The organism is Streptomyces fodineus, from assembly GCF_001735805.1.
Lineage (GTDB): Bacteria > Actinomycetota > Actinomycetes > Streptomycetales > Streptomycetaceae > Streptomyces > Streptomyces fodineus.
Genome location: NZ_CP017248.1, coordinates 1,004,086 through 1,024,698 on the forward strand (window position 1 = coordinate 1,004,086; position 20,613 = coordinate 1,024,698).

General features: G+C 70.9%; 17 protein-coding genes and 1 pseudogene. 4 read left to right on the forward strand and 14 right to left on the reverse strand.

Annotated elements, in window-relative coordinates:
- Positions 1 to 8: 8 nt before the first annotated feature.
- The 3 genes and pseudogenes from BFF78_RS47830 to BFF78_RS04455 all read right to left on the reverse strand — a co-directional run.
- The gene (locus BFF78_RS47830; protein ID WP_237282540.1) at positions 9 to 440 is read right to left on the reverse strand and encodes a helix-turn-helix domain-containing protein; all 432 of its coding nucleotides are present in this window, start codon (positions 438 to 440) and stop codon (positions 9 to 11) included.
- Entirely contained in the window at positions 437 to 1,687 is a 1,251-nt protein-coding gene (locus BFF78_RS04450; RefSeq protein WP_069777054.1) for an MFS transporter, read from the reverse strand. Before BFF78_RS04450 ends, BFF78_RS47830 begins: the two co-directional genes overlap by 4 nt.
- Positions 1,688 to 1,768: 81 nt before the next feature.
- A pseudogene (locus tag BFF78_RS04455) lies at positions 1,769 to 2,236 on the reverse strand (acetate--CoA ligase family protein); the annotation flags it as partial.
- 100 nt (positions 2,237 to 2,336) lie between these two features.
- On the opposite strand from BFF78_RS04455, the gene ppk2 reads away from it, so the two are divergent.
- The gene (gene ppk2, locus BFF78_RS04460) at positions 2,337 to 3,140 is read left to right on the forward strand and encodes a polyphosphate kinase 2 (RefSeq protein WP_069777056.1); all 804 of its coding nucleotides are present in this window, start codon (positions 2,337 to 2,339) and stop codon (positions 3,138 to 3,140) included.
- Positions 3,141 to 3,157: 17 nt separating this feature from the next.
- On the opposite strand, the gene BFF78_RS04465 is transcribed toward ppk2, so the two are convergent.
- From BFF78_RS04465 to BFF78_RS04475, 3 genes are read right to left on the reverse strand one after another with little or no spacing between them, the layout of a single operon-like run.
- Positions 3,158 to 4,030 (reverse strand): universal stress protein, encoded by an 873-nt coding sequence (locus BFF78_RS04465; RefSeq protein ID WP_069777057.1) that lies wholly within the window; start codon positions 4,028 to 4,030, stop codon positions 3,158 to 3,160.
- A 5-nt stretch (positions 4,031 to 4,035) separates the two neighbouring features.
- Positions 4,036 to 4,947 (reverse strand): alcohol dehydrogenase catalytic domain-containing protein, encoded by a 912-nt coding sequence (locus tag BFF78_RS04470; RefSeq protein ID WP_069777058.1) that lies wholly within the window; start codon positions 4,945 to 4,947, stop codon positions 4,036 to 4,038.
- Between the two features lie 37 nt (positions 4,948 to 4,984).
- Positions 4,985 to 5,893 (reverse strand): universal stress protein, encoded by a 909-nt coding sequence (locus BFF78_RS04475; RefSeq protein ID WP_069777059.1) that lies wholly within the window; start codon positions 5,891 to 5,893, stop codon positions 4,985 to 4,987.
- Positions 5,894 to 6,525: 632 nt separating this feature from the next.
- On the opposite strand from BFF78_RS04475, the gene BFF78_RS04480 reads away from it, so the two are divergent.
- A complete protein-coding gene (locus BFF78_RS04480) occupies positions 6,526 to 6,981 on the forward strand; it encodes a cyclic nucleotide-binding domain-containing protein (RefSeq protein ID WP_069777060.1) in 456 nt (151 codons plus the stop codon).
- A 139-nt stretch (positions 6,982 to 7,120) separates the two neighbouring features.
- Here the strand turns inward: BFF78_RS04480 and BFF78_RS04485 are convergent, their stop codons facing one another.
- Positions 7,121 to 7,801 (reverse strand): response regulator, encoded by a 681-nt coding sequence (locus tag BFF78_RS04485; RefSeq protein ID WP_069777061.1) that lies wholly within the window; start codon positions 7,799 to 7,801, stop codon positions 7,121 to 7,123.
- Between the two features lie 390 nt (positions 7,802 to 8,191).
- Here BFF78_RS04485 and BFF78_RS04490 point away from each other — a divergent pair, with 390 nt between their 5' ends.
- The gene (locus BFF78_RS04490; protein WP_193433409.1) at positions 8,192 to 8,656 is read left to right on the forward strand and encodes a pyridoxamine 5'-phosphate oxidase family protein; all 465 of its coding nucleotides are present in this window, start codon (positions 8,192 to 8,194) and stop codon (positions 8,654 to 8,656) included.
- 98 nt (positions 8,657 to 8,754) lie between these two features.
- On the opposite strand, the gene BFF78_RS04495 is transcribed toward BFF78_RS04490, so the two are convergent.
- The 3 genes from BFF78_RS04495 to BFF78_RS04505 form a co-directional block, all read right to left on the reverse strand.
- Positions 8,755 to 9,522: a thioesterase II family protein gene (locus BFF78_RS04495; protein ID WP_069777062.1), complete on the reverse strand. Its 768-nt coding sequence runs from the start codon at positions 9,520 to 9,522 to the stop codon at positions 8,755 to 8,757.
- Between the two features lie 100 nt (positions 9,523 to 9,622).
- Positions 9,623 to 11,233: a GMC oxidoreductase gene (locus tag BFF78_RS04500; protein ID WP_069783379.1), complete on the reverse strand. Its 1,611-nt coding sequence runs from the start codon at positions 11,231 to 11,233 to the stop codon at positions 9,623 to 9,625.
- A gap of 511 nt (positions 11,234 to 11,744) precedes the next feature.
- Positions 11,745 to 12,323, reverse strand: coding sequence for a LuxR C-terminal-related transcriptional regulator (locus BFF78_RS04505; protein WP_069777063.1), 579 nt, complete (start codon positions 12,321 to 12,323; stop codon positions 11,745 to 11,747).
- 481 nt (positions 12,324 to 12,804) lie between these two features.
- Here BFF78_RS04505 and BFF78_RS04510 point away from each other — a divergent pair, with 481 nt between their 5' ends.
- Positions 12,805 to 16,314 (forward strand): BTAD domain-containing putative transcriptional regulator, encoded by a 3,510-nt coding sequence (locus tag BFF78_RS04510; RefSeq protein ID WP_227025704.1) that lies wholly within the window; start codon positions 12,805 to 12,807, stop codon positions 16,312 to 16,314.
- Positions 16,315 to 16,472: 158 nt separating this feature from the next.
- Here BFF78_RS04510 and BFF78_RS04515 read toward each other — a convergent pair whose 3' ends face one another.
- The 4 genes from BFF78_RS04515 to ccrA form a co-directional block, all read right to left on the reverse strand.
- Complete coding sequence (locus tag BFF78_RS04515; protein WP_069777064.1) at positions 16,473 to 16,667, reverse strand: ferredoxin; 195 nt, start codon at positions 16,665 to 16,667, stop codon at positions 16,473 to 16,475.
- A 44-nt stretch (positions 16,668 to 16,711) separates the two neighbouring features.
- A complete protein-coding gene (locus BFF78_RS04520; RefSeq protein WP_069777065.1) occupies positions 16,712 to 17,923 on the reverse strand; it encodes a cytochrome P450 in 1,212 nt (403 codons plus the stop codon).
- A 136-nt stretch (positions 17,924 to 18,059) separates the two neighbouring features.
- On the reverse strand, positions 18,060 to 19,259 hold the full coding sequence (locus tag BFF78_RS04525; protein WP_069777066.1) for a cytochrome P450: 1,200 nt from the start codon (positions 19,257 to 19,259) through the stop codon (positions 18,060 to 18,062).
- A 48-nt stretch (positions 19,260 to 19,307) separates the two neighbouring features.
- Positions 19,308 to 20,564, reverse strand: coding sequence for a crotonyl-CoA carboxylase/reductase (gene ccrA, locus BFF78_RS04530; RefSeq protein ID WP_069777067.1), 1,257 nt, complete (start codon positions 20,562 to 20,564; stop codon positions 19,308 to 19,310).
- Positions 20,565 to 20,613: the final 49 nt, after the last annotated feature.

The following is a 20,613-nucleotide window of genomic DNA, read 5'->3' on the forward strand; positions in this document are numbered from 1 at the left end:
GTGTGACGTCAGCAGTCCCGAGCCACCTCGTCATCATGATCGCTGTCGCTCGGGACCAGCCGCACGCAGCATTCTCCGGGCTCGGGCACGAGGACGGCCCGGATCCCGTTGACCTCGAGGCCGTTGAGATAGCCGCTGAGAAAGGCGTGGTCCATGCCGCACACCAGGTCGGGGGCCTTCGCGGCCAGCGGGTGGAAGGGGCAGTTGCGCAGTCGCAGCCGGGTGGTGGTGTCCCGGACGGGTTGGTAGCCGTACTGGTCCAGCAGGTACTCGCATGCGGTCAATCCCCGCTCGGGACCCAGGCGGCCCGGGCGGGTCTCCTCCCGCGCGGTCTCGCCCATCTGCCGACCGTGCTGCTCGGCGGTCCGATGGGCGTCGGCGTGGTCATCGAGGCCGAACACGCCTGCATGACCCTGCGCGGCGTCCAGGAGCAGCCTCATGACCTGGATCGAGGCGCACGCCGGAAGGGCACCCCTCTACAGGCGCTCGTGAGGGCCAGCAGCGCCACAGCGAACACCTGGATGGTGACGACCACGGTGATCAGCACGGGGATCGAGTAGCCGTACAGCCCGCCGATCAGCGCACCGCCCGCCAGGCTCGCCCCACCGACCACGCCGGCGAACAGCCCGTACGCCGTCGCCCGCCGCCCGCTGGGCACCAGGTCCGCGACCGTCGCGCGCAGGGTGGACTCCTGAATGCCCATGGCCGCGCCCCACACCAGCGACCCGGCCATGGCGATCGCGACCGTGTTCGTGAACGCCAGCACGCTCACGCCCGCGGTCAGCACCGGCAGGGCGACCAGCACACGCGGACCGTGCCGGTCGTACAGCCACCCCGTGGCCAGCGCCGCGACGGCGTCCACGGCCATGGTGGCCGCGTACAGCACCGGCACCCAAGCAGCGGTCAGCAGGTGGCGTTCGACCAGGTGGTAGGAAAGTACGCCAAAGGTGGCGAAACCGGTCGTAGTGGCCGCCGTGAAGGCGGCGTACGCCCAGAACGACCTCGGCAGCTTCCCGCCCTGTGCATCCGGCTCCACGGGTGCCGCGGCTGCCACCTCGCGTTCGTAGGCTTCCGGGTCCGGCATCCGGGCCCGCAGCCAGAACAGAAGCAGCAGTACGGCGATGCCGGGGACAGCGAGCACGCCGAGCGCGGGGCCGTAGTCGTTCCCCGTCAGCGCAAGGACACCGGCCACCAGCAGCGGGCCGAGCAGGGCGCCGATCTGGTCCAGCGCCTCGTGGACGGCGAAGCCGCGCCCCCGGCCGGTCGCGGCGGTGGCGTGTGAGAGCAGCGTGTCCTTCGCGGGCGAGCGCACCGCCTTGCCGACCCGTTCGGCGATCACCAGCACGCAGGCGGCCCACAGCACCCCGGCCACGCCCAGCAGCGGCACCGAGACGACCGTGAGTGCGTACCCGGCGATCGCCAGCCCCCAGAACCGGCGGGTACGGTCCGCCAGCGGGCCGAAGAACAGCCGCAGTCCCAGCGCCGCCGCCTCGCCGGCGCCCGTGACCACCCCGACGACCAGGGCGGAAGCGCCCAGCGAGGCCAGCAGCGGCCCGGTGATCGAGCGGGCGCCCTCGTACACGACATCCGCGAGCAGACTGACCGTGCCGAACCAGACGACGAACCGCCACGGGCCCATCCGCTCCGGTCGGCCCCTCTCCTCGTCCTCGGACGCCGATGCCTTCATGCCCACAACGTATCCGCGAGTGACACACGGACGAACGCCGCCCCGGGCCAGCCATCAATCGGACGACGACGCTGTTCCTCCTCAGCGCAGTCGGCGCAGATAGGGGTCGTGGGGCCTGCGGGGCACCAGGCGCACGCGGGCGTCGAGCACGCAGACGCCTTCCTGCGTCGTGAGCAGGGGGTTGAAGTCGACGTCGGCGAGCTGCGGGAGGTCGGTGCCCATGCGGGACAGGCCCAGGAGTAGCTGTTCCAGGCCTTCGAGATCGGCCGGTGCGCTGCCGCGGGCTCCGAACAGCAGCGGCGCACACCGCGGGGCGGTGATGAGGTCGTGCACGTCGTGGTCGGTGAGCGGGGCCAGGCGGGCGGCGTGGTCGCCGAGGATCTCGGTGGCGGTGCCGCCGAGCCCGAACAGCACGAGCGGGCCGAAGACCTCGTCCTGGACAACGCCCGAGAACAGCTCGGTGCCGCGCGGCGCGAGCGGCTGCACCACCACGCCGGTGAGCAGTCCCGCGAACCGGGTCTCGAAGTCCCGGAAGGCGGCCCGGACTTGTGTTGCTGCCGACACGTACGGTCACGGTGATGAGCTCCTGTACGTCAGGGGCCTACCTTGGTCGTGAGGGACTCAGTGAGTCGTCGGTGGTGGAGGCGGCATGGCCGGTAAGAAGGCGGCGAAGCTGCCGCGCGAGCTGTACGAGCGGGAACTCCTGCGTCTGCAGACCGAGTTGGTCAAGCTTCAGGAGTGGGTTCGGGCCGAGGGCGCCAGACTGGTCGTGATCTTCGAAGGGCGGGACGCGGCGGGCAAGGGCGGCACCATCAAGCGGGTCGCCGAGCACCTCAACCCGCGGGTCGCGCGGATCGCCGCGCTGCCCAAGCCGACCGAGCGCGAGCGCACCCAGTGGTACTTCCAGCGGTACGTCGAGCACCTCCCGGCCGCCGGGGAGATCGTGCTGTTCGACCGGTCCTGGTACAACCGGGCCGGGGTCGAGCACGTGATGGGGTTCTGTACGAAGGAGGAGCACCGGCTCTTCCTGCGGCAGTGCCCGATCTTCGAGCGGATGCTGGTCGAGGACGGGATCCTGCTGCGCAAGTACTGGTTCTCGGTGAGCGACACCGAGCAGCAGGAGAGGTTCCGGCGCCGCCTGGAGGATCCGCTGCGCCGCTGGAAGCTGTCGCCGATGGACCTGGAGTCGATCACCCGCTGGGAGGCCTACTCCCGGGCCAAGGACGAGATGCTCGTCCACACCGACATCGGCGAGGCGCCCTGGTACATCGTGGAGAGCGACGACAAACGGCGAGCGCGGCTCAACATGATCGCCCACCTGCTGGGCTCGGTGCCGTACCACGAGGTGCCGCCGCCCGTCCTGGAGCTTCCGCAGCGACCGCCGTCGACCGGTTACGAGCGACCGCCGCGCGATCTGCAGATCTACGTCCCCGATCACGCGGCCGGCCTCTGAGCACACCGGTCACCTGCTCACTCCCGCCGGGGTACGACCGCGACCGGGCAGGCGGAGTGATGGAGTACCGCGTGGGCGACGCGGCCGAGCTGGAGGCCGTAGTGGCCCTCGCGGCGCCGGGCTCCTACGACGAGCAGGTCGGCGTCGGCCGAGGCGTCGAGCAGGACCTGGCGGGCGTGACCCTCGACGGTACGCCGGTGCACCTCGACACCGGCCGGAATGTCCCGCAGGGCGGCTTCCAGCACCTCCGCGGCCTGTTCCTCGTGCAACCGGGCCGGCTCACCGGCCGGCAGGGGGTGGCCGGTCGACTCGTGCGCGGGGCAGCGCCAGGCCAGTACGGCCTCCAGCCGCACGCCTCGGCGTCGCGCCTCTTCCGCGGCGAAGCGCACCGCCGCCGCGTCTGCCGGCTTGTCGCCGATGCCCAGGACGATGCGGCCGCGCCTGCCGGGTGCGGCCCGGTTGTCGTGGCTTCCACGCAGCACGACGACGGGGCAGTGCGCATGGCCCGCCACCGTCACGCTGACGGAGCCGAGCAGCGCCTCGGCCAGGCCGCTCCGCCCGCGCGAGCCCACCACCATCGCAGCGGCGGTGCGGCTCTCCCGGACCAGCGCGTACTCCGGTTCCTCGGGCAGCACGTCGGTGGTGACCTTCACGTCGGGCTGACGGCTGTGCGCCCGATGTGCGGCGGCCTCGACGATGTCTTCCGCCATCACCTGTTCGGACGGCTTGCTCAGATCCTCTCCGAGCGAAGTGCCCTCGTACCGCTCCCACAGCGAGGCGTACACCACCCGCAGCGGGAGTCCGCGCAGGGCGGCCTCGTCGGCCGCCCAGTCGGCGGCGCGCAGGCTCGGCTCGGAGCCGTCGACCCCGACGACCAGGGGAAGTTCCATCGTCCTCACCCTCCCACGCCCAGGTCGAAGACGATCCGGGCCTTGACCTCGCCGCGCAGGACCGCGTCGATGGACTCGTTCACGGAGGCGAGCGGGCGGGTCTCGTACATGACCTTCGTGCGGCCGGCCGCGTGGAGCCGGAAGACCTCGGCGAGGACCTGCCGGGTGCCGACGACGGAGCCGATCGCCGAGGTGCCGTTCAGAACGGTGTCGTAGATCGGGACCTGGATCGTGCCGTGGGCGGGCAGGGCCACCATGACGAGCTTGCCGCCGCGCCGCAGACCGGAGCCGACCGCCTCGAACGCGGCCGGGTTCACCGCGAGCGCGATCGCCGCATGGGCGCCTCCGTGCTTCTTCAGCTCCTGGCCGACATCCTGCTTGCGGGCGCCGATGACGAGGTCCGCGCCGAGCTCATGGGCGAGCTCGAGCTTGTCGTCGGTGACGTCGATCGCGGCCACCGTCGCGCCGGCGATCTCGGCGTACTGCACGGCGAGATCGCCGAGACCACCGAGACCGGAGATCGCGACGACTTGGGCAGGCGTGACGCCGGCGACCTTGAGCGCCTTGTACGTCGTGACGCCGGCGTACGTCAGGGGGGCGGCGTCGAACGGCGTGACTCCCCCGGGCACCTGCTGTGCGAAGTCGGCCCAGGCCGGCATCTTCTCGGCGTACCCGCCGTCACAGCCGTATCCGGTGTTGATCTGCTGCTCGCAGAGCGTCTCCCGGCCGGACGGACAGTGCTCGCACCGCCCGCACACCCTGCCCAGCCACGGCACCGCGACCCGCTGCCCGACGGCCATGTGGGTGACGCCCTCGCCGGAGGCCTCCAGCCGGATGCGGACCTGGCCGGGGCCGGGCTCGGGGCGCTCCTCGATGACCAGGGGCTCGCCGAAGGCCCGTACGACCGCTGCCTTCATGGTCTGTTCTCTCCTCTGCGGTGAGCCGTCAGTGGCGTCAGTCGTGGGCGACGACCGCGACGGGGGCGGTGGCGTGGTGCAGGACGCCATGGGTGACGGTGCCGATGTGGGTGCCGACGGAGGAGCGGCGGATGCGCCGGCCGACCACGACCAGGGAAGCGTCGCGGGAGGCGTCGATCAGGAGGAGCGAGGGACTGCCGTAGTGCGCCTGCTCGACCACCTCGACGTCGGGGTACTTCTTCCGCCAGGGGCTCAGCGCCGCGGTCAGGGCGGCGGCGGCGCCCTTCGCCATCTCCCGCTCGACCGCCGGCTCCAGGGCCATGCCGTAGGCGTAGTAGGGCGGCGGGTTCCAGGCGTGCACCACGCGCAGGGGCGCGTTCCGGCGCGCGGCGGCGTCGAAGGCGAACCCCGGCAGCGCCTCGTCGGGGCTGCCGATGTCGAGTCCGAGAACGACGGGGCCGGGGCGAGGCGGTGTGGCCGCGGAGGGGACATCGCCCTCGTTCTCGTGCTTGTCATCGGCCTGCTCGGCGGCGCGGACCAGGATGACGGGCCGCTCGGAGTGCGCCACGACCGCGAGGCCGACGGATCCGACCAGGAAGCCGCCGATTCCGCCCAGGCCGCGCGAGCCGAGGACGAGCATGTCGGCGTCCTTCGCGGCGTCGACCAGGGCTTCGGCCGGGCGTCCGGTGAGCTGTTCGGTGCTCACTTCGAGGTCGGGGTGGCGCAGGCGCAGGACGTCGGCGGACTCTCGGGGGATCCTCTCGGTCCAGTGCTGATGGGTCTCGGTGCCCAGAAGCGGGGCCTGGGCCATGGGCTCCGGGACCGGCTCCCAGACCTGGACGAGCTTCACCGGCAGTCCGCGCAGCTCCGCCTCGCGGGCTGCCCACTCCGCCGCGGCGCGGCTCTCGGACGAGCCGTCGAGACCCACGGTGATGGTGCGGGGCATGTTCTCCACCTCCTGAATCGGGACTTTGGGTGGCCCGATTCCAGCGTCGTGCCCCAGGGTTCTGCGGGGCAGGGGCCGCTGGTCCTTCGCCGGGGACCATGGGCCCCGTGCACGGGTAGGCGGGACGGGCCGGGCGAGGGCGGCGCGGTCAGCGGCCACACGGCCCGTGGTCGGCCCCGACGGTCCCGGTGTCGTAGGCCCGGCCAGCCCAACTCGCCCGAAATTCAGGTCCGTTGGTCACGCATATGGGCCGGTCGGTCCACAGCACGGTGCTTTCGGCCCCCTGGGCAGGAGCGCGCCGGGCTCGACAATCGACGGCAGGCCACGGCCGGTCCCGCGCAGACATGACGCCAACCGGCTGATGTGCCAGGTCCTTACGGTTCGTTCGAGACGGGGCGGTTGTTCCGCAGCCCCGGGAGCCCTGAGGACGTCCGCGCGGGTCTCGTGCAGGGGAGACACGAGCCTCGCGACACAGCCGCCGCCCCTCGCCGGCTCAGGGGCGGCGGCCGTCTTCGCTGGAATCCGCCTCAGGCCGGGTGGCCCCGCTTCGGGACGGATGGCCCCTCGCCCGGCCCGAGCCGACGTCACACGCCAGGGGTGCGGGTTCGTTCACCCCAACCAGGGAGGCATGCATGAACACGCCCAGTATGTTGCGCGCGCTGCCCACCGAGCACCGGCAGCGGCTCATGCGTCTGGCCCGCGAGGTGTCCTTCTCGCAAGGAGCACGCATCTTCAACGAGGGCACCCGCGCGGAGCGGTTCTGGATCATCCGCACCGGCTGCGTCGAACTCGACACCCGTGTGCCCGGTCGGCGCTGCGCCCTCATCGAGACCTTGGGCCACAACGAACTCGTCGGCCTGTCCTGGCTGTTCGCGCCCCATGTGTGGCATCTGGGCGCCACGGCGGCGACACCGGTGCGGGCCTACGAGTTCGACGGCACGGCCGTCCGCTCCATGATCCTGGACGACCCGGCACTCGGCCGGGCCGTCACCCAGTGGGCCGGTGAGGTGCTCGCCCACCGCCTGCGCCGCACCCGGACCCGGTTGCTGGACCTCTACGCCCCCTACGGCGCCGGAAGCGCCGTGTGAACGGGCCGACGCGACGAAGGAGCCCGTCCTCGAGCACAGGAGGTCCGGCGCGGGGTCGTGCCGCATGTCTTCCCGGCGCCCTCAGCGAACGACGGCGAGAACGCGTCCCGTCCTGATGGACAAGGTGCCGCCCCGCACTTCAGCGTCCTTCCCGTCTCTGCCGGTCCTGGACCTGGGTTGCGATGACGGCGGCCTGGATACGACGCTCCACGCCCAGCTTCGCCAGCAGACGGGAGATGTGGTTCTTCACCGTCTTCTCGGCCAGATAGAGGCGCTGGCCGATCTGCCGGTTGGTCAGCCCCTCACCGATCAGGGCGAGGATCTCCCGCTCCCGGTCGGTCAGACCCGGCAGGCCGTCCGGCTCCTTCGGCTGCTGACCGCCGCGCAGCCGGGCCATCAGCTTGGCGGTGGCGCTCGCGTCGAGCAGGGACTGGCCGACGGCCACGGTGCGTACGGCCGACACCAGGTCGGAGCCCTGGATCTGCTTGAGGACGTATCCGCAGGCGCCCGCCATGATCGAGTCCAGCAGGGCCTCCTCGTCATCGAAGGAGGTCAGCATCAGGCAGGCCAGCTCGGGCATGCGGGAACGCAGCTCCCGGCACACACGCACACCGTCACCGTCGGGCAGACGCACGTCGAGCACCGCCACCTGCGGGCGCAGCGCGGGGACGCGCACGAGGGCCTGCTCCACCGTGCCGGCCTCGCCGATCACCTCGATGTCCGGCTCATCGTTCAGCAAGTCGCGCACACCGCGCCGTACCACCTCGTGGTCGTCCAGCAGGAAGACCCGGATGGGGTTGACCTGCTCGCCGTCCGCCATTGCATGCTCCTCGCTCCGCGTTCGTGCCGACGTCCGCTCGTGGCGGGGACCGGCCTGCCCACCGAGATCCTTCCCGCGCTGGGACCGAAGGGCCAGGGCCGGTCGGCCCTCTTCGCCTCATAGCCTCCCAGCGCAGAGCACATGACCGCCGAGGCCACAGGCACCCACGTGACCACCACCGCCAGGGGCAGCTGGGCGCAGACAAGGGCCGAACGGCCCTGGCGTGAGAAGCGCCGGTGCCGTTCCAATGACCTGATGCCCGGCCTGTCGAGGGCTCCTGCCTCGTCGGACGCTGCGGACAGGCAGCCGCCCACGTGTCGAAGGGACGACGCCCATGCCATATGAAGGCACACAGCGGTGGTGAGCCATGGCCCCGCACGGAAACCCCCCATGACCATCGACACCCCTGAGATCCTTCCTGCCGGGCCGCGCCGGAGCGTCGAGCTGGACAGCGGCGAAGCACTGCGGCTGCTGGGCAGCGTGTCCTTCGGCAGGATCGTCTTCACCCGCCACGCGCTGCCGACCGTCCGCCCGGTCAACCACGTCCTGGACAACGGCGACATCGTCATCCGCACGCACGAGGGCGCCGCCCTGACCGCGCGCGCCGGGCAGGCCGGCGGCCAGGGCATCGTGGTGGCATACGAGGCCGACGCCATCGACCCCGGCACACACCTCGGCTGGAGCGTGGTGGTCACCGGTTACGCCCATCTGGTGACCGACTCGGAAGAGCTGGCCCGCTATCAGACGCTGCTCACCCCTTGGGTGGACCAGGCCATGGACTACGCGGTGCGCATCCGCCCAGCCCTCGTCACCGGCGTTCGACTCACCGCCGCCGACGAGTCCGGCGACGCCTGATCGCGGTCCGGTCGGTGCCGGCGAGCAGGGCGTCGGCGAGCAGGGCGCACACCCGACGCCGTGGCCCCGCGGCATCGTGCGGCGGGGCGGGCCGGTTCTCATGGCCGGTCGGGGACCTTCAGCTGGGAGGCCATGAGGCGGACGATTTCCGTCTGGTGCCGGGCCAGGAAGAAGTGGCCGCCGGGGAAGACCTTCAGCATGAAGGGGCCATCGGTGTGCCCGGACCAGGCGGCGGCCTCCTCCTCGGTGACCTTCGGGTCGTCGTCGCCGACGAGGCAGGTCACAGGGCAGCGCAGGGGCGGCCCGGGTTCCCAGGTGTAGGTTTCGGCTGCGCGGTAGTCCGCCCGGATGGCGGGGAGGATCATGCGCAGGACTTCCTCGTCGCCCAGCAGTTGGGCGTCGGTGCCGCTGAGGGCGCGCATCTCGGCGACGAGGCCGTCGTCGTCGCGCAGGTGGACGGTCTCGTCGCGGTGCATGGACGGGGCACGGCGGCCGGATGCGATGAGGGCGGCGGGCATGATGGCCCGGTCCTGCTCCAGCCGTCGGGCGATCTCGTAGGCGAGGGAGGCGCCCATGCTGTGGCCGAACAGGGCGATGGGCCGGTCGGTCCAGGGCAGGAGGGCCTCGTAGACCTTGTCGGCGAGCGCCGGTACGGAGTCCAGGAGCGGTTCGCTGCGGCGGTCCTGGCGGCCGGGGTACTGCACGCACAGGACCTCGACGCTGTCGGGCATGGACCGGGACACGGGGAAGTAGAAGCTGGCGGAGCCGCCCGCGTGGGGCAGGCAGACCAGCCGGACGCGGCTGTCGGGGCGCGGGTGGAACCTGCGGATCCAGAGGCCGTTGTCCTCGGTGAGCGGGGAGTTCACGCAATCCTTCCTTTTCGGTTCGGGATCGACCGCCCGGCGTGGCGGGGCGGTCGCCGGGAGGAGAGGGGGGCGGCGAGCGGGCGGGCCCGCCCACCCCTCGTCAGGAAGCCGTGACATCCTCCTTGATGACGCGCTCGACGTTCCGCTCGGCCAGCGCCGTGATGGTCACGAACGGGTTGACGCCGATGCTGCCGGGGATGAGCGAGCCGTCGGTCACGTAGAGGTTCTTGTATCCGGCGACGCGGCCGTAGTCGTCGGTGGCCTTGCCGAGGACGCAGCCGCCGAGCGGGTGGTAGCAGAAGTCGTCGGCGAAGGCCTTGATCTGCTTGCCGAAGAGGTCGTACCGGTAGATGGTGGCGTTGGCCTTGTTGATGCGGTCGAACAGCGACTTCGCGGCCGCGACCGCGGGCGCGTTCTGGTCCCGGGTCCAGTGCAGGTCGGCCCGGTCCTTGGCGGCGTCGTAGACGAAGGTGCCGCGCTCCGGGTTCTTGGTGATGGCCAGGTAGAGGCTGACCCAGGTCTCGATCCCCGCCGGCAGGGGGGCGATCTCGGCGAAGACGGGGTTGGTCGGGTTGTCCCAGTCGTCGATGCCGAGGGCGGGGATCGACGACTGCTTGCTGCCCGTGGGGTTCCAGATGTGGTTGGCGCGGGCGGTCATGATGTTGCCGTTGGGGCCCCAGCCTGCGCCGACCTCGGAGCTGAGGTTCGGGAGAGCGCCGGTCTCCCGGGCGCGCAGCAGCAGTTCGGTCGAGCCGAGGCTGCCGGCGCCGAGGAAGAGGTGGCGGCAGGAGATCTCCTTGGTCGCGAGCAGCTTGCCGTCGGTGTCCCGCTGCTCGACGGTCAGCAGGTACGTGCCGTCGTTCTGCTGACGGATCGTCTTCACCTGATGCAGGGTCTCGATGGTGACCTTGCCGGTGCCCAGGGCGGCCGCCAGGTAGCTCTTGTCGAGTGAGACCTTGCCGTGGTTGTTGCCGTAGATGACCTCGGTGGCCAGCGCGGACCTGGGCACCGCGCCGTCCGCCTCACGGCGCATGTAGTCCCAGTCGTAGACGTTGGGCACGAAGGTGGTGCCCAGGCCCGCGTTGGAGGCCTGCTGACGCGAGACACGCGCGAAGTTGTACCACTCGGTCTGCTCGAACCAGTTCTTGTCGATGGTGTTGACCCGGAGGGTGGAGTTCGCGCGCGGGAAGTACTTGGTGTACATCTCGTCGGCGTCGACCTGGGGCAGCACCTCCTCGAAGTACGAGCGCCGGGGCGTGACCGCCATGCCGCCGTTGACGAGCGAGCCGCCGCCGACACCGCGTCCCACGTACACGGACATCTGGTCGAAGTTGACCCGGTCCAGTACACCCGCGTAGGGCTGGATGTCCCGGTTGGCGAGGTCGAGCCACAGGAAGGAACCGAGCGGGGCCTCGGTGCGGGTCTTGAACCAGCTGGAGCGCTTGTCGGGCCCCAGCATCCCGCAGAACACGTTGCCGTCCGGACCGGGCTGGTTCCACAGCTGGCCCATCTCCAGCATCAGGGTGGTGACCCCCGCCTCACCGAGGCGCAGGGCGGAGACGGCCGCGCCGTAACCGGTGCCGACCACGACGGCGGGGACGAACGTGCCGCCGGAACCACTCGTTGCGGTGGCAGCGGCCGCCCGGGTGGCGCCGGTGATGGTGGTCTGCCCCGCGACTGCGGCGGCGCCCAGGGCCGCCAGGCCGAGCATGCGGCGGCGCGACAGAGGCTGCTGTGCGATCACGCTGTGTCTCCTGAACTTCGGGGAAAGGAAAGATGAGTCGGAAGGCCGGCCGGAGCGGCGCGGCCTGGGCGGAACGAACCGTGCGGAGACCGCGCGAAGGCCGTCGACGACATGTGGATCGGCCGGGCTGACCCGTGGCGGCCGGGCCCGCAGGTTCGGTTGCCGGGGGTGCGGAAGAGGGCGTTTCGGTACGCGGTACGGCCCGCTCCCGGGTGTAGGCGGGCTCACGCTTGCCTTCAGGCGTCCGCCGGGCCGGGCAGCAGAGGGCAGGACGGGGCCGGTTCGGGCCGTCCTGCGACCCGGAGGCAGGCGCTGGTGAGGTGCTTCTCCGCTAAGCGCGAACTCACTCGGGTCAAGCCGCCCCGTGCTTGCCGGGCACTCCCGTGAGCGGCGAGCGGGGCGAGCCTGTGTTCGGCGCGGGTGAACGCCGCCACGGCCCATGGCGTGAGCGGGCGCCCGGCGCGGGCCCCGCCCCCGCTCACGTCACGAAGTCGTCGACGACCTCGGGCGGCCAGGTGCCGACCTTGAGCACGCCCATCGAGTAGGCGCGGGAGACCAGCGCGGCACGGTTGGGCACCTTCAGCTTCCGCAGCAGGCAGGTCACGTGGTACTCGACGCCCTGCCGGCTGAGGTAGAGGCTCGCCGCCAAGGGGACGGTGGAGACGCCGGCGGCGATGCCTTCGAGGATGCGCGCGTCCATCGCGGAGAGGATCTTCTTGCGTTTGGTCACCACCCGTGCCCCCTCGGCGTCCTCGGCCGTGGGCATCATGACCAGGATCGTGGTCGTGTCGGGCAGGCCACCGCGCACCGCGACCGCGGTGAGGGGAACGGTGAACGCGGACTCCTCGCCGGGCCCCACGGCAATGACGGGCGTGACGAATCGCTGGTGCTTCCCTTCCAGCAAATTGGAGAATTGGCGCACCAGCGGCTGCTGCACGCTCGGGTGCACCACGTCACGGAAATTGCGACCGCATATGTCCTCGGACGAGCCGCTGAACTGCCGGAAGAACTCCTGGTTCGCCTGCTGGATGGTCAGGGTTTTATCGAGGCTCGCCATGCACAGGCCCGGAGCTGCAGGTGCTGGACTCAGCAAGAGAAGGCCCCCCTGTCAGAAAAACTTGAGTGCAAAATCAAATCGGAGACCGGTGAGCGGCCGTGCGGCCGTCAGCAGGGGCGTCATCGGCCCTGGGACCAGCGGTATCTCCAGATGTCACCCATCGTGCGTCACCGCCCTTGCGGGGTCCTGGTCGAGACACTGGCGGCCCCTTGCGTCGCCCGGCATCGTTTTCCGGACCCCCTGTCGAAATCCTTGCCGAACACCTGCCGCTTTCTTGCCAATCGATGGTTCGCCGGCCTGGAAGGCGCTTTCCCTATGCCAAGATCCATAGGAAGACGGCGTGCGGACCAGCCAGCTCGAAACCGTCCGTCAGTCAGCCGTATCCGCGAGAACGATGGGGATCGTCATGCACGCACCTCCGACCGCAAACGCGTTACCCACGGAAACCGTCCATGAACTCTCGTTGAGCGTTCTGGGTCCCATGTCGGCACGGCGCAACGGGCATGAACTTCCGCTCGGGCCGCCGCGCCGGCGGACACTGCTCGCCCTGCTGCTCATCCGCCTCGGCCGCGTGGTGCCCACCGAACTGCTCATCGAGGAACTATGGGGTGACGAAGCGCCCCGTCACGCCGTCGCCACACTCCAAAGTCATGTCTCTCATCTGCGCCGGGCCCTGCACACAAAGACGAGAACAGGCCAACTTTCGGTGCTGCGTCATCGGACGCCCGGTTACGTCCTCGATCTCGATCCCGAACAAATCGACGCCTGCCGCTTCGAGCGTCTGGTCACCGACGGACGGCGGCTGCTGGAGCAGCGCGACCCGCGCACCGCGCACGCCCGGCTCACCGAGGCCCTGGGCCTGTGGCGCGGCTCGCCATACGCGGAGTTCGACGGCCATCCGCCGCTCAGCGACGAGTGCACCCGGCTCGAACAGATCCGGCTCACCGCGGTGGAGTCCTATGCGGAGGCACGGTTGGCTCTCGGCGCGGCCGAAGAGGTCGCCGCCGATCTGGACGGGGAGGCGCGCCGTCATCCCACGCGGGAGCGGCTGGTCGGGCACCTCATGACGGCCCTGTCCCGGCTCGGGCGGCAGGCCGAGGCGCTTGAGGTGTACGAGCGCACGCGTAGTCATCTGGTCGAGGAGTTCGGTGTGGACACCGCAGCCGAACTGCGCCGGGTCAGAAACGCGATCCTGCGCCAGGAGCCGGGAGCGAGCGCCCCTTCGAAGAAGCTGTCTCCCACACCACTCGAGTCCACCGGAGCGTCACCGGTCCCGCTCGTGAGGACCGGGACCGGTGACGACGGAGCACCGGACTCCGCGGGCTTCGAGGGCTCCGGGGACGGTGGGACGGCCGTCACGACCCGGGGGCACGGTCCGGGGGCGGGAACCGACGGCGCCGGTGTGACAGCTGACTCCGGCACGGCCGTCGAACGCGAGGCGATCGCCGGGACCGACGCGCACCCGGAGGCGCGAACCGAAGGGCCGCCGGGCGCGCGGACGGACACCGCCGGAACACAAGCCGGGACGGCCCAGTGGCGGCCCGTACCCCGGCCGGAACACGAGCCGGCAGCCGCCAAGGAGGCAGGCGAATCCCCGGGGTTCGAGTCGGGGTGGACCGCTGCCCCTTCGCCGTTCACCGGCCGCAGCCAGGAGCTCGACCGCCTGACGACCGCCGCCGCGAGCGCGGTCGTGGGCCGCGGCCATGTGGCCGGCGTCCTCGGCCCCCCAGGCGTCGGAAAGACCCGTCTGCTGCTGGAACTTGCGGCACGTCTGGAGAGCATGGACGCACAGGAGAAGGGCTCCGGGCCGGAGGTGGTCTGGAGCCACTGCTTCCCCGGCGAAGGCGTCCCCGCGTACTGGCTGTGGACCCAGATCCTGCGGCGGCTGTCCGCCACCCGGCCGGATGCCTTCCGCGAGGCGACGCAGCCGTACGGCGCCCTGCTCGCCCCCCTGATGCCCGAGCGGTCGGCGGCCCGGACCCAAGGCCCGAGATGGGCCTCCGACTGGTCCCAGGCCCGCTTCCTCGCCCACGACGCGGTGTGCGAGGTGTTACTCACCCTCGCCGGACAGCACCCGCTCGTGCTGCTCCTTGAAGATCTGCAATGGGCGGACACCGCATCCCTCGACCTGCTCAGGTTGCTGAGCACCCGCTGCCAGGGCCATCCGCTCGGCATCGTGCTCACGGCCCGCAAGTTCGAGGCCGAGTCGGACGCGACGCTGCGCCGGATGGTCTCCGACGTGCTGCGCGGCCCCAGGACGGAGACGCTGCGGCTCTGCGGTCTCTCCCGGCAGGCCGTCGGCGCCCTCGTCGAGGCACATGCGGGCTCCGGTGTGGACCCGAAGGTCGTCGATGTGCTGCACCGGCGCAGCGAAGGCAACCCGTATTTCGTGATGCAGCTCCTCTCCCTCGTGGGCGATGCGCGCAAACTCCGGTGCCCGGATGCGGTTGCCGCGCTGCTGGCTCACATTCCCACCGGCGTACGCGAGGCGCTGCACCAGCGGTTCACCGCGCTGCCCGAGCCGGTCCTGCGGGTGCTTCGACTGTGCGCCGTCATCGGCGCCGAGGTGGACGCCGACCTGTTGCACCGGACCGCCACGCGCGACGAACCGGTCATCACGGGACTCGAGTCGGCCATCCGGGCCGGCCTGCTCGAGGAGGACCCGCACCATCCGGGGCGGCTGCACTTCGCTCACGCCCTGGTCCAGGAGACGCTCGTCGACGAGCTCCCCCGTGAGGACCGGCACCGCCTGCACGCCAGGGTCGCCGACGCGCTGCACGCACGCAGGCGCGGGCAAGTGGGGGACGAGGAGATCGAGCGGGTGGCACATCACAGCTGGCACGCCAAGAGCGCGCTGCCCGCCGCCGAGGTGCTGCCCCGGCTGCTGCTCGCGGCGGAGCACGCCGAGCAGTCCATGGCGTACGAGCAGGTGGAGATCTGGCTGCGCCGGGCGGTGCACCTGGTCGGCTTCCTTCCGCCGGACGATTCCGCCACGGTGATACTGGAACAGAAGCTGCACATCCAGCTCGGCCAGATACTCGCCACCACTCGCGGCTACGGCCATCCCGAGGCCGAGACGGCACTGACGCGCGGTCGCACCCTCAGCACGGCCACTCATGCCCCCGAGGACCCCTCGGTGCTCTGGGCGCTGTGCGCGGCGAACCTGGTCACCGGCCGCTACGACGCCTCGCGGCAGCTGTCCGGCCTGCTGCGGGACCTCTCGCGGCAGACCCGGGAGCCCGTGGCGGCGCTCGGTGCGTCGTACGGCGAAGGGATCGTGCTGCACGTGCGCGGGATGCTGCCGCAGGCGCTCGCCGAACTGGAGCGCTGCGTCGGCATGGCGGATCGTTTCGCCAACGAGGGTCACGAGCTGGCGCGTACCTTCCAGCACGACCCACGCGTCTCCTGCCGCTCCTACGACACCTTCACCCACTGGCTCCTCGGACACCGGCAGACCGCCGGCGCGCGCCGACGGGAGCTGTTGAGCCTCACGGAGTACGAGAGCAGGCCGTCCGACCGCTCCTTCGCGCTGTACGTGGACGGCGTCGTGGCGGCTTGGGAGGGTGACACCCGCACCGCGCTCGCCTCGAGCGACGAAGGTGTCCGCGTTGCGGGCGAACACGGACTCCTCTACTGGAAGGCAATGCTGGGCGTCGTCAAAGGGTGGGGCCTGGCGCAGGAAGGAGAGCGCGAGGACGGCCTCGCCCTCATGCACACCTCGCTGGCCGAACTGGGCCAGTCCAGGACGTACTTACGCCACCCGCTCCACCTGGGCCTGTTGGGCCAGGCGCAACACCACGGCGGGCGGACCGAGGAGGCGAGGACCACCTTCCGGATGCTTCTGGCCGCCGTCGAACAACGCCGCGAGCGCGTGTACCTCCACCCGGCACTGCCCGCGACCCCGCTGCTCCACGAACTGCTGGGCCACGGCGCCGACGAGGCGCCCACGGGCCGGGGCCCAGGCCGGGACGAGCCCGGCTCCGGCCGATGAGCGTGAGAAACCCATGCTCTGCCTCGCCGGCTGACTCATCCGGTTCGCCATCCCCGTGATGCGCCGCTGCGGGATTCCAGCAAGCGGTGGCCCTGGCCGCCCGGCTCTCCCGGAGAGCCACCGCTCGCACGGTTGCGCCCCCTCACGGCCGGTGCCGCTCAGTCCTCGAAGATCGCGACCGCCTGTACCGGACAGACCAAGGGGACGTCGTGCACGCGCGGGTCTGCCGCCCCGTCCTCATGTCCCGGGACCAGGGCGACCACCGCGTCGTCGTCCTGCGTGAAGACGCCGGGTGCGGTCATGACGCACTGGCCGGAGCCGATGCACCGGTCGCGGTCGATGGTGATGCGCATAGCGTGGCCTTCCTCTCTTCCTTCCGTTCCCTCCGCCTGTGCCCTCACCAGGTGACGGGGAGCTCGATCGGGCCCTGGGCGTCGTGACCTGCCTTGATGGGCACCTCCTCCAGGGGGACGGCCAGCCGGAGGCCCGGGATGCGGGCGAAGAGCGTGCCGAGGGCGATCTCGAGCTCGGCGCGGGCGAGGTTCTGTCCCAGGCACTGATGGATGCCGTGGCCGAAGCCGACGTGGTGACGCGCGTTGCGCCGCGCGTCGAAGACGTCGGGGTTCTCGTACGCCCTGGCGTCGCGGTTCATCAGCGAAATGGAGACCAGCACCGCGTCCCCGGCCTTGATGGTCTCGCCGCCGACCTCGATGTCCTCCTTGGCCATCCGGACGATGTAGTCGGAGACGGAGGTGAACCGCAGCAGCTCCTCCACCACTCCCGATACGGCAGCGGGATCGCGCAGCAGCACCTCGATCTGCTCGGGGTGCTGGACGAGCGTGAGGGCTCCGAGGGCGATCGCGTTGACGGTGGTCTCGTGGCCGGCCACCAGCAGGACCAGCGCGATCATGACCACCTCGTCGTGGTCCAGGTGGCCCTCCGCCAACTGGCGTGCGATCAGCTCGTCCAGCAGGCCGTCCGCAGGCTCGGCCCGCTTCTTGACGACCAGGCCGTGCAGATACGTGCACAGCTCGGCGAAGGCCGCGTCGGCCTCCGCCGACGTCGCGGCGCCCACGAAGTTGCGGGAGCACTCCTCGAAGAAGTCGTGGTCGCCGTACGGGACGCCGAGGAGCTCGCAGATCGCCATGGAGGGCACGGGCAGGGCGAAGGCCGACACCAGGTCTGCGACCGGCCCCTTGGCCAGCATGTCGTCCAGCAGCTTGTCGACCAGGCTCTGCAGCCTGGGACGGATGGCGTTCATGCGCTTGACGCCGAAGCTGGGGATCAGCATGCGCCGCTGCCGGGCATGCAGGGGGTCGTCGACGCCGATCAGTGGGAACGCGAGCCCGCCGCGGCCCTCGGTGCGCTGGACGACGACCGGGAAGACCGGGTGACCCCAGTCGGAGGACAGCCGGGGATCGACGAGCAGCGCCCGTCCCTCGGCATGCCCGGTGACCAGCCACGCCGGACGGCCGTCGAACAGCGTGACTTTCGTCAGCGGGCTCTCGCCCCGCCATTGCGCGTAGGCCCTCGGCGGCTGGTACGGGCAGGTCCTGTCCTGGGGGAAGGACGCCGACGCCCTGCTTAAGCGGATTTCGGCCTCGGTCATGTGGTGCCTTTCGAACAATGGGCGGTGCGGTCGTTCATCGATGCGTGCATGGCCGCGGGCAACGGTTTCGGTCCGTCAGCAGGGCGCCTTGCGCCGGAAGCAGGGCAACCCCTGGCCCTCACCGCGGCCTTGGCGGTCACCAGGTGACGGGTAGCTCGTGCACCCCGTAGAAGACCATGTCGGTGCGGAAGCGGAGCTCCCCGACGGGCTTGGCCAAGCGCAGGGTCGGGAAGCGGCGGAAAAGGGTCTCGAAGACGATCTGCAGCTCGATCCGGGCGAGTTGCTGGCCGATGCACTGGTGTGCGCCGAAGCCGAAGGCCAGATGCGGGGCGGGGCGGCGGGTGATGTCGAAGCGCTCCGGCTCGTCCACGAAGGCGGGGTCGAAGTCGGCGGCGAGGACGTGCGCGACGACCTGCTCGCCCTTGGCGATGCGCACGCCACCGAGCTCCACGTCCCGGGTGGCGACGCGCTCGCCGCCGAACTGGCCGATGGTGAGGTAGCGCAGCAGCTCCTCGACCGCGTTGCCGGCCAGCGACGGGTCCTCGCGCAGCAGGGCCAGCTGGTCGGGGCGGTCGAGGAGCAGCGCCGCACCGAGGCCGATCATGCAGGCGGTGGTGTCGTGGGCCGCGATCAGCAGGGTGCCGGCCGCGTTCATGAGGAACATGTCGTCGACGACGCCATCGGGGTCCTCGGTGGTGATCAACGCCGAGATCAGGTCGTCCCCGGGGTTGGCCCGGCGCTCCTGGACGAGCTGGTAGAGCAGCCCGCCCAGGCGCATGCCGGCGGCCTCGGTGGCGGCGGCGTCCTGGTCGACCCGCATCATCGCCTCGGCGATTTCCTGGAACTCCGGCCGGCGCTCGACCGGAACACCGAACAGATCGGAAATCACCATGGAGGGCACCGGGTTGGCGAAGGTCTTCACCAGGTCGACCGGGCCGCCCCGCGCCTCGATGGCATCGAGGTGCTCGTCGACGATGCGCTGGATGTTCGGCCGGAGCGCCTGCATGCGCCGGACGGTGAACTCCTTGGCGAGCAGCTTGCGGTCCATGGCGTGCTCCGGCTCGTCCTGCCACAGCAGGCTGCCGCGGCCGGGCTTCTGGGTGACGACGCCGTCCTGGGTGTGCAGTGCGTGGGGCACCTGAACGCTGAACGAGGGGTCGCGCAGCAGGGCGCGCACCTCCTCGTAGCCGGTCACCAGCCACGCCTCGTGGCCGCTGGTGAAGGTGGCCCGGGTCACCGGGGCGGCCGCCCGGATGTCGGCGATGCCGTCCGGCGGCAGGAACGGGCAACTGCGGGCCTTGGGGACGGCGGGCGCGTCGGCGGTGGGCTCGGGCATGACTCTCCTTGTGCTTGCGGGAGGAAGGGGGTCGTACGGCAGGAGCCGTCAGGCGGCGGCGAGTTCGAGCGCGGTCTGGCCGCGCCGAGGCGCGTTCACGAGGACGGCCATGTTCCCGGAGGGGTGCACGTTGTCGTGCATCATCTGGTGCATGCGCCCGATGTCCTCGAAGCCGTCGCAGGCGGACAGGCAGGGGTCGAGCATGCCGGCGCCGACGAGGTTGATGACCTCGCGGCACTCGCGGGTGCCGGCGTAGTGCGAGCCCTGGAGGCGCTTGGAGCGCATCCACAGGTGGCGCAGGTCGAGGTCTCCGTTGTAGCCGGAGGTGCCACCGCAGATCACCACCATGCCGGCGTTGTCGCACAGGTACATCGAGGTCGGCAGGGTGTCCTGGCCGCTGTGCTCCAGCACGATCCGCGGGGACTTGCGCTCACCGAGGATCTCCCAGACCTTCTTGCCGACTCCGCGAGCGCCACGCAGGAACCGCGCCGACGCCTCGGCGTCCTGGGCATCGGGCAGCCGGCCCCAGTGATCGAAGTCGCGGCGGTTGATGGTGCCCGCCGCCCCGAGGCGGCGGCAGTACTCGGAGCGCTCCTCGCTGGAGACCACGGCGATCGGGATGCCGCCGGCCAGCCTGACGAGCTGGATGGCCATCGAGCCGAGGCCGCCCGCACCGCCCCAGATCAGCACGGGGTCGCCGGGGCGGACCGTGTTGCCCTGCCAGCCGAACAACTGCCGGTAGGCGGTGGGCCCGGTGAGCAGGAAGGCCGCCGACTCCTCCCACGACAGATGGGCGGGCTTGGGGTGGCACTGGTACTCGTCGACGCGGCAGAACTGCGCGAAGGAGCCGTAGTTGGTCTCGTACCCCCAGGCCTTGATGCTCTCCGAGACAAGGGGGTCCGTGCCCATCCGGATGTCCGCGGCGGTCTCGTCCCACTGGCCGCTGGTGAGCAGCACGTGGTCGCCCACCTTGACGTTGCGGACGCCTTCGCCGACGGCCCACACCACGCCCGAGGCCTCCGAGCCACCGATGTGGAAGTCCTCGCTCCGGCCCTGGCGCTGCCGCATCCCGATGACGTCGACCGGCTTGCCCAGCGAGGACCACACGTTGTTGTAGTTGATGCCGGCGGCCATCACGTAGACCAGCACCTGGCCCCGGCCGACCGCGGGCGTGTCGACGATCTCGGTGCGGAACGCCTGCTTCGGCTCTCCGAAGCGGTTCTGGCGGATCACCGAGGCGTACATCTGCCGCGGGACCTCACCGAGCGGCGGGGTCTCGCCTATCTCGTAGAGAGCCTTCGTCATGATTTCTCTCCCACATCTGCTCTGTCTGGTCTGTCTTGTCTGTCGGGGT

What these genes read in the sequence shown, in the direction of transcription:
- BFF78_RS47830 (WP_237282540.1), bottom strand. Translation starts at nt 440, where the DNA reads ATGAGGCTGCTCCTGGACGCCGCGCAGGGTCATGCAGGCGTGTTCGGC.
- BFF78_RS04450 (WP_069777054.1), bottom strand. Translation starts at nt 1,687, where the DNA reads ATGAAGGCATCGGCGTCCGAGGACGAGGAGAGGGGCCGACCGGAGCGG.
- ppk2 (WP_069777056.1), top strand. Translation starts at nt 2,337, where the DNA reads ATGGCCGGTAAGAAGGCGGCGAAGCTGCCGCGCGAGCTGTACGAGCGG.
- BFF78_RS04465 (WP_069777057.1), bottom strand. Translation starts at nt 4,030, where the DNA reads ATGGAACTTCCCCTGGTCGTCGGGGTCGACGGCTCCGAGCCGAGCCTG.
- BFF78_RS04470 (WP_069777058.1), bottom strand. Translation starts at nt 4,947, where the DNA reads ATGAAGGCAGCGGTCGTACGGGCCTTCGGCGAGCCCCTGGTCATCGAG.
- BFF78_RS04475 (WP_069777059.1), bottom strand. Translation starts at nt 5,893, where the DNA reads ATGCCCCGCACCATCACCGTGGGTCTCGACGGCTCGTCCGAGAGCCGC.
- BFF78_RS04480 (WP_069777060.1), top strand. Translation starts at nt 6,526, where the DNA reads ATGAACACGCCCAGTATGTTGCGCGCGCTGCCCACCGAGCACCGGCAG.
- BFF78_RS04485 (WP_069777061.1), bottom strand. Translation starts at nt 7,801, where the DNA reads ATGGCGGACGGCGAGCAGGTCAACCCCATCCGGGTCTTCCTGCTGGAC.
- BFF78_RS04490 (WP_193433409.1), top strand. Translation starts at nt 8,192, where the DNA reads ATGACCATCGACACCCCTGAGATCCTTCCTGCCGGGCCGCGCCGGAGC.
- BFF78_RS04500 (WP_069783379.1), bottom strand. Translation starts at nt 11,233, where the DNA reads ATGCTCGGCCTGGCGGCCCTGGGCGCCGCCGCAGTCGCGGGGCAGACC.
- BFF78_RS04505 (WP_069777063.1), bottom strand. Translation starts at nt 12,323, where the DNA reads ATGGCGAGCCTCGATAAAACCCTGACCATCCAGCAGGCGAACCAGGAG.
- BFF78_RS04510 (WP_227025704.1), top strand. Translation starts at nt 12,805, where the DNA reads ATGTCGGCACGGCGCAACGGGCATGAACTTCCGCTCGGGCCGCCGCGC.
- BFF78_RS04515 (WP_069777064.1), bottom strand. Translation starts at nt 16,667, where the DNA reads ATGCGCATCACCATCGACCGCGACCGGTGCATCGGCTCCGGCCAGTGC.
- BFF78_RS04520 (WP_069777065.1), bottom strand. Translation starts at nt 17,923, where the DNA reads ATGACCGAGGCCGAAATCCGCTTAAGCAGGGCGTCGGCGTCCTTCCCC.
- BFF78_RS04525 (WP_069777066.1), bottom strand. Translation starts at nt 19,259, where the DNA reads ATGCCCGAGCCCACCGCCGACGCGCCCGCCGTCCCCAAGGCCCGCAGT.
- ccrA (WP_069777067.1), bottom strand. Translation starts at nt 20,564, where the DNA reads ATGACGAAGGCTCTCTACGAGATAGGCGAGACCCCGCCGCTCGGTGAG.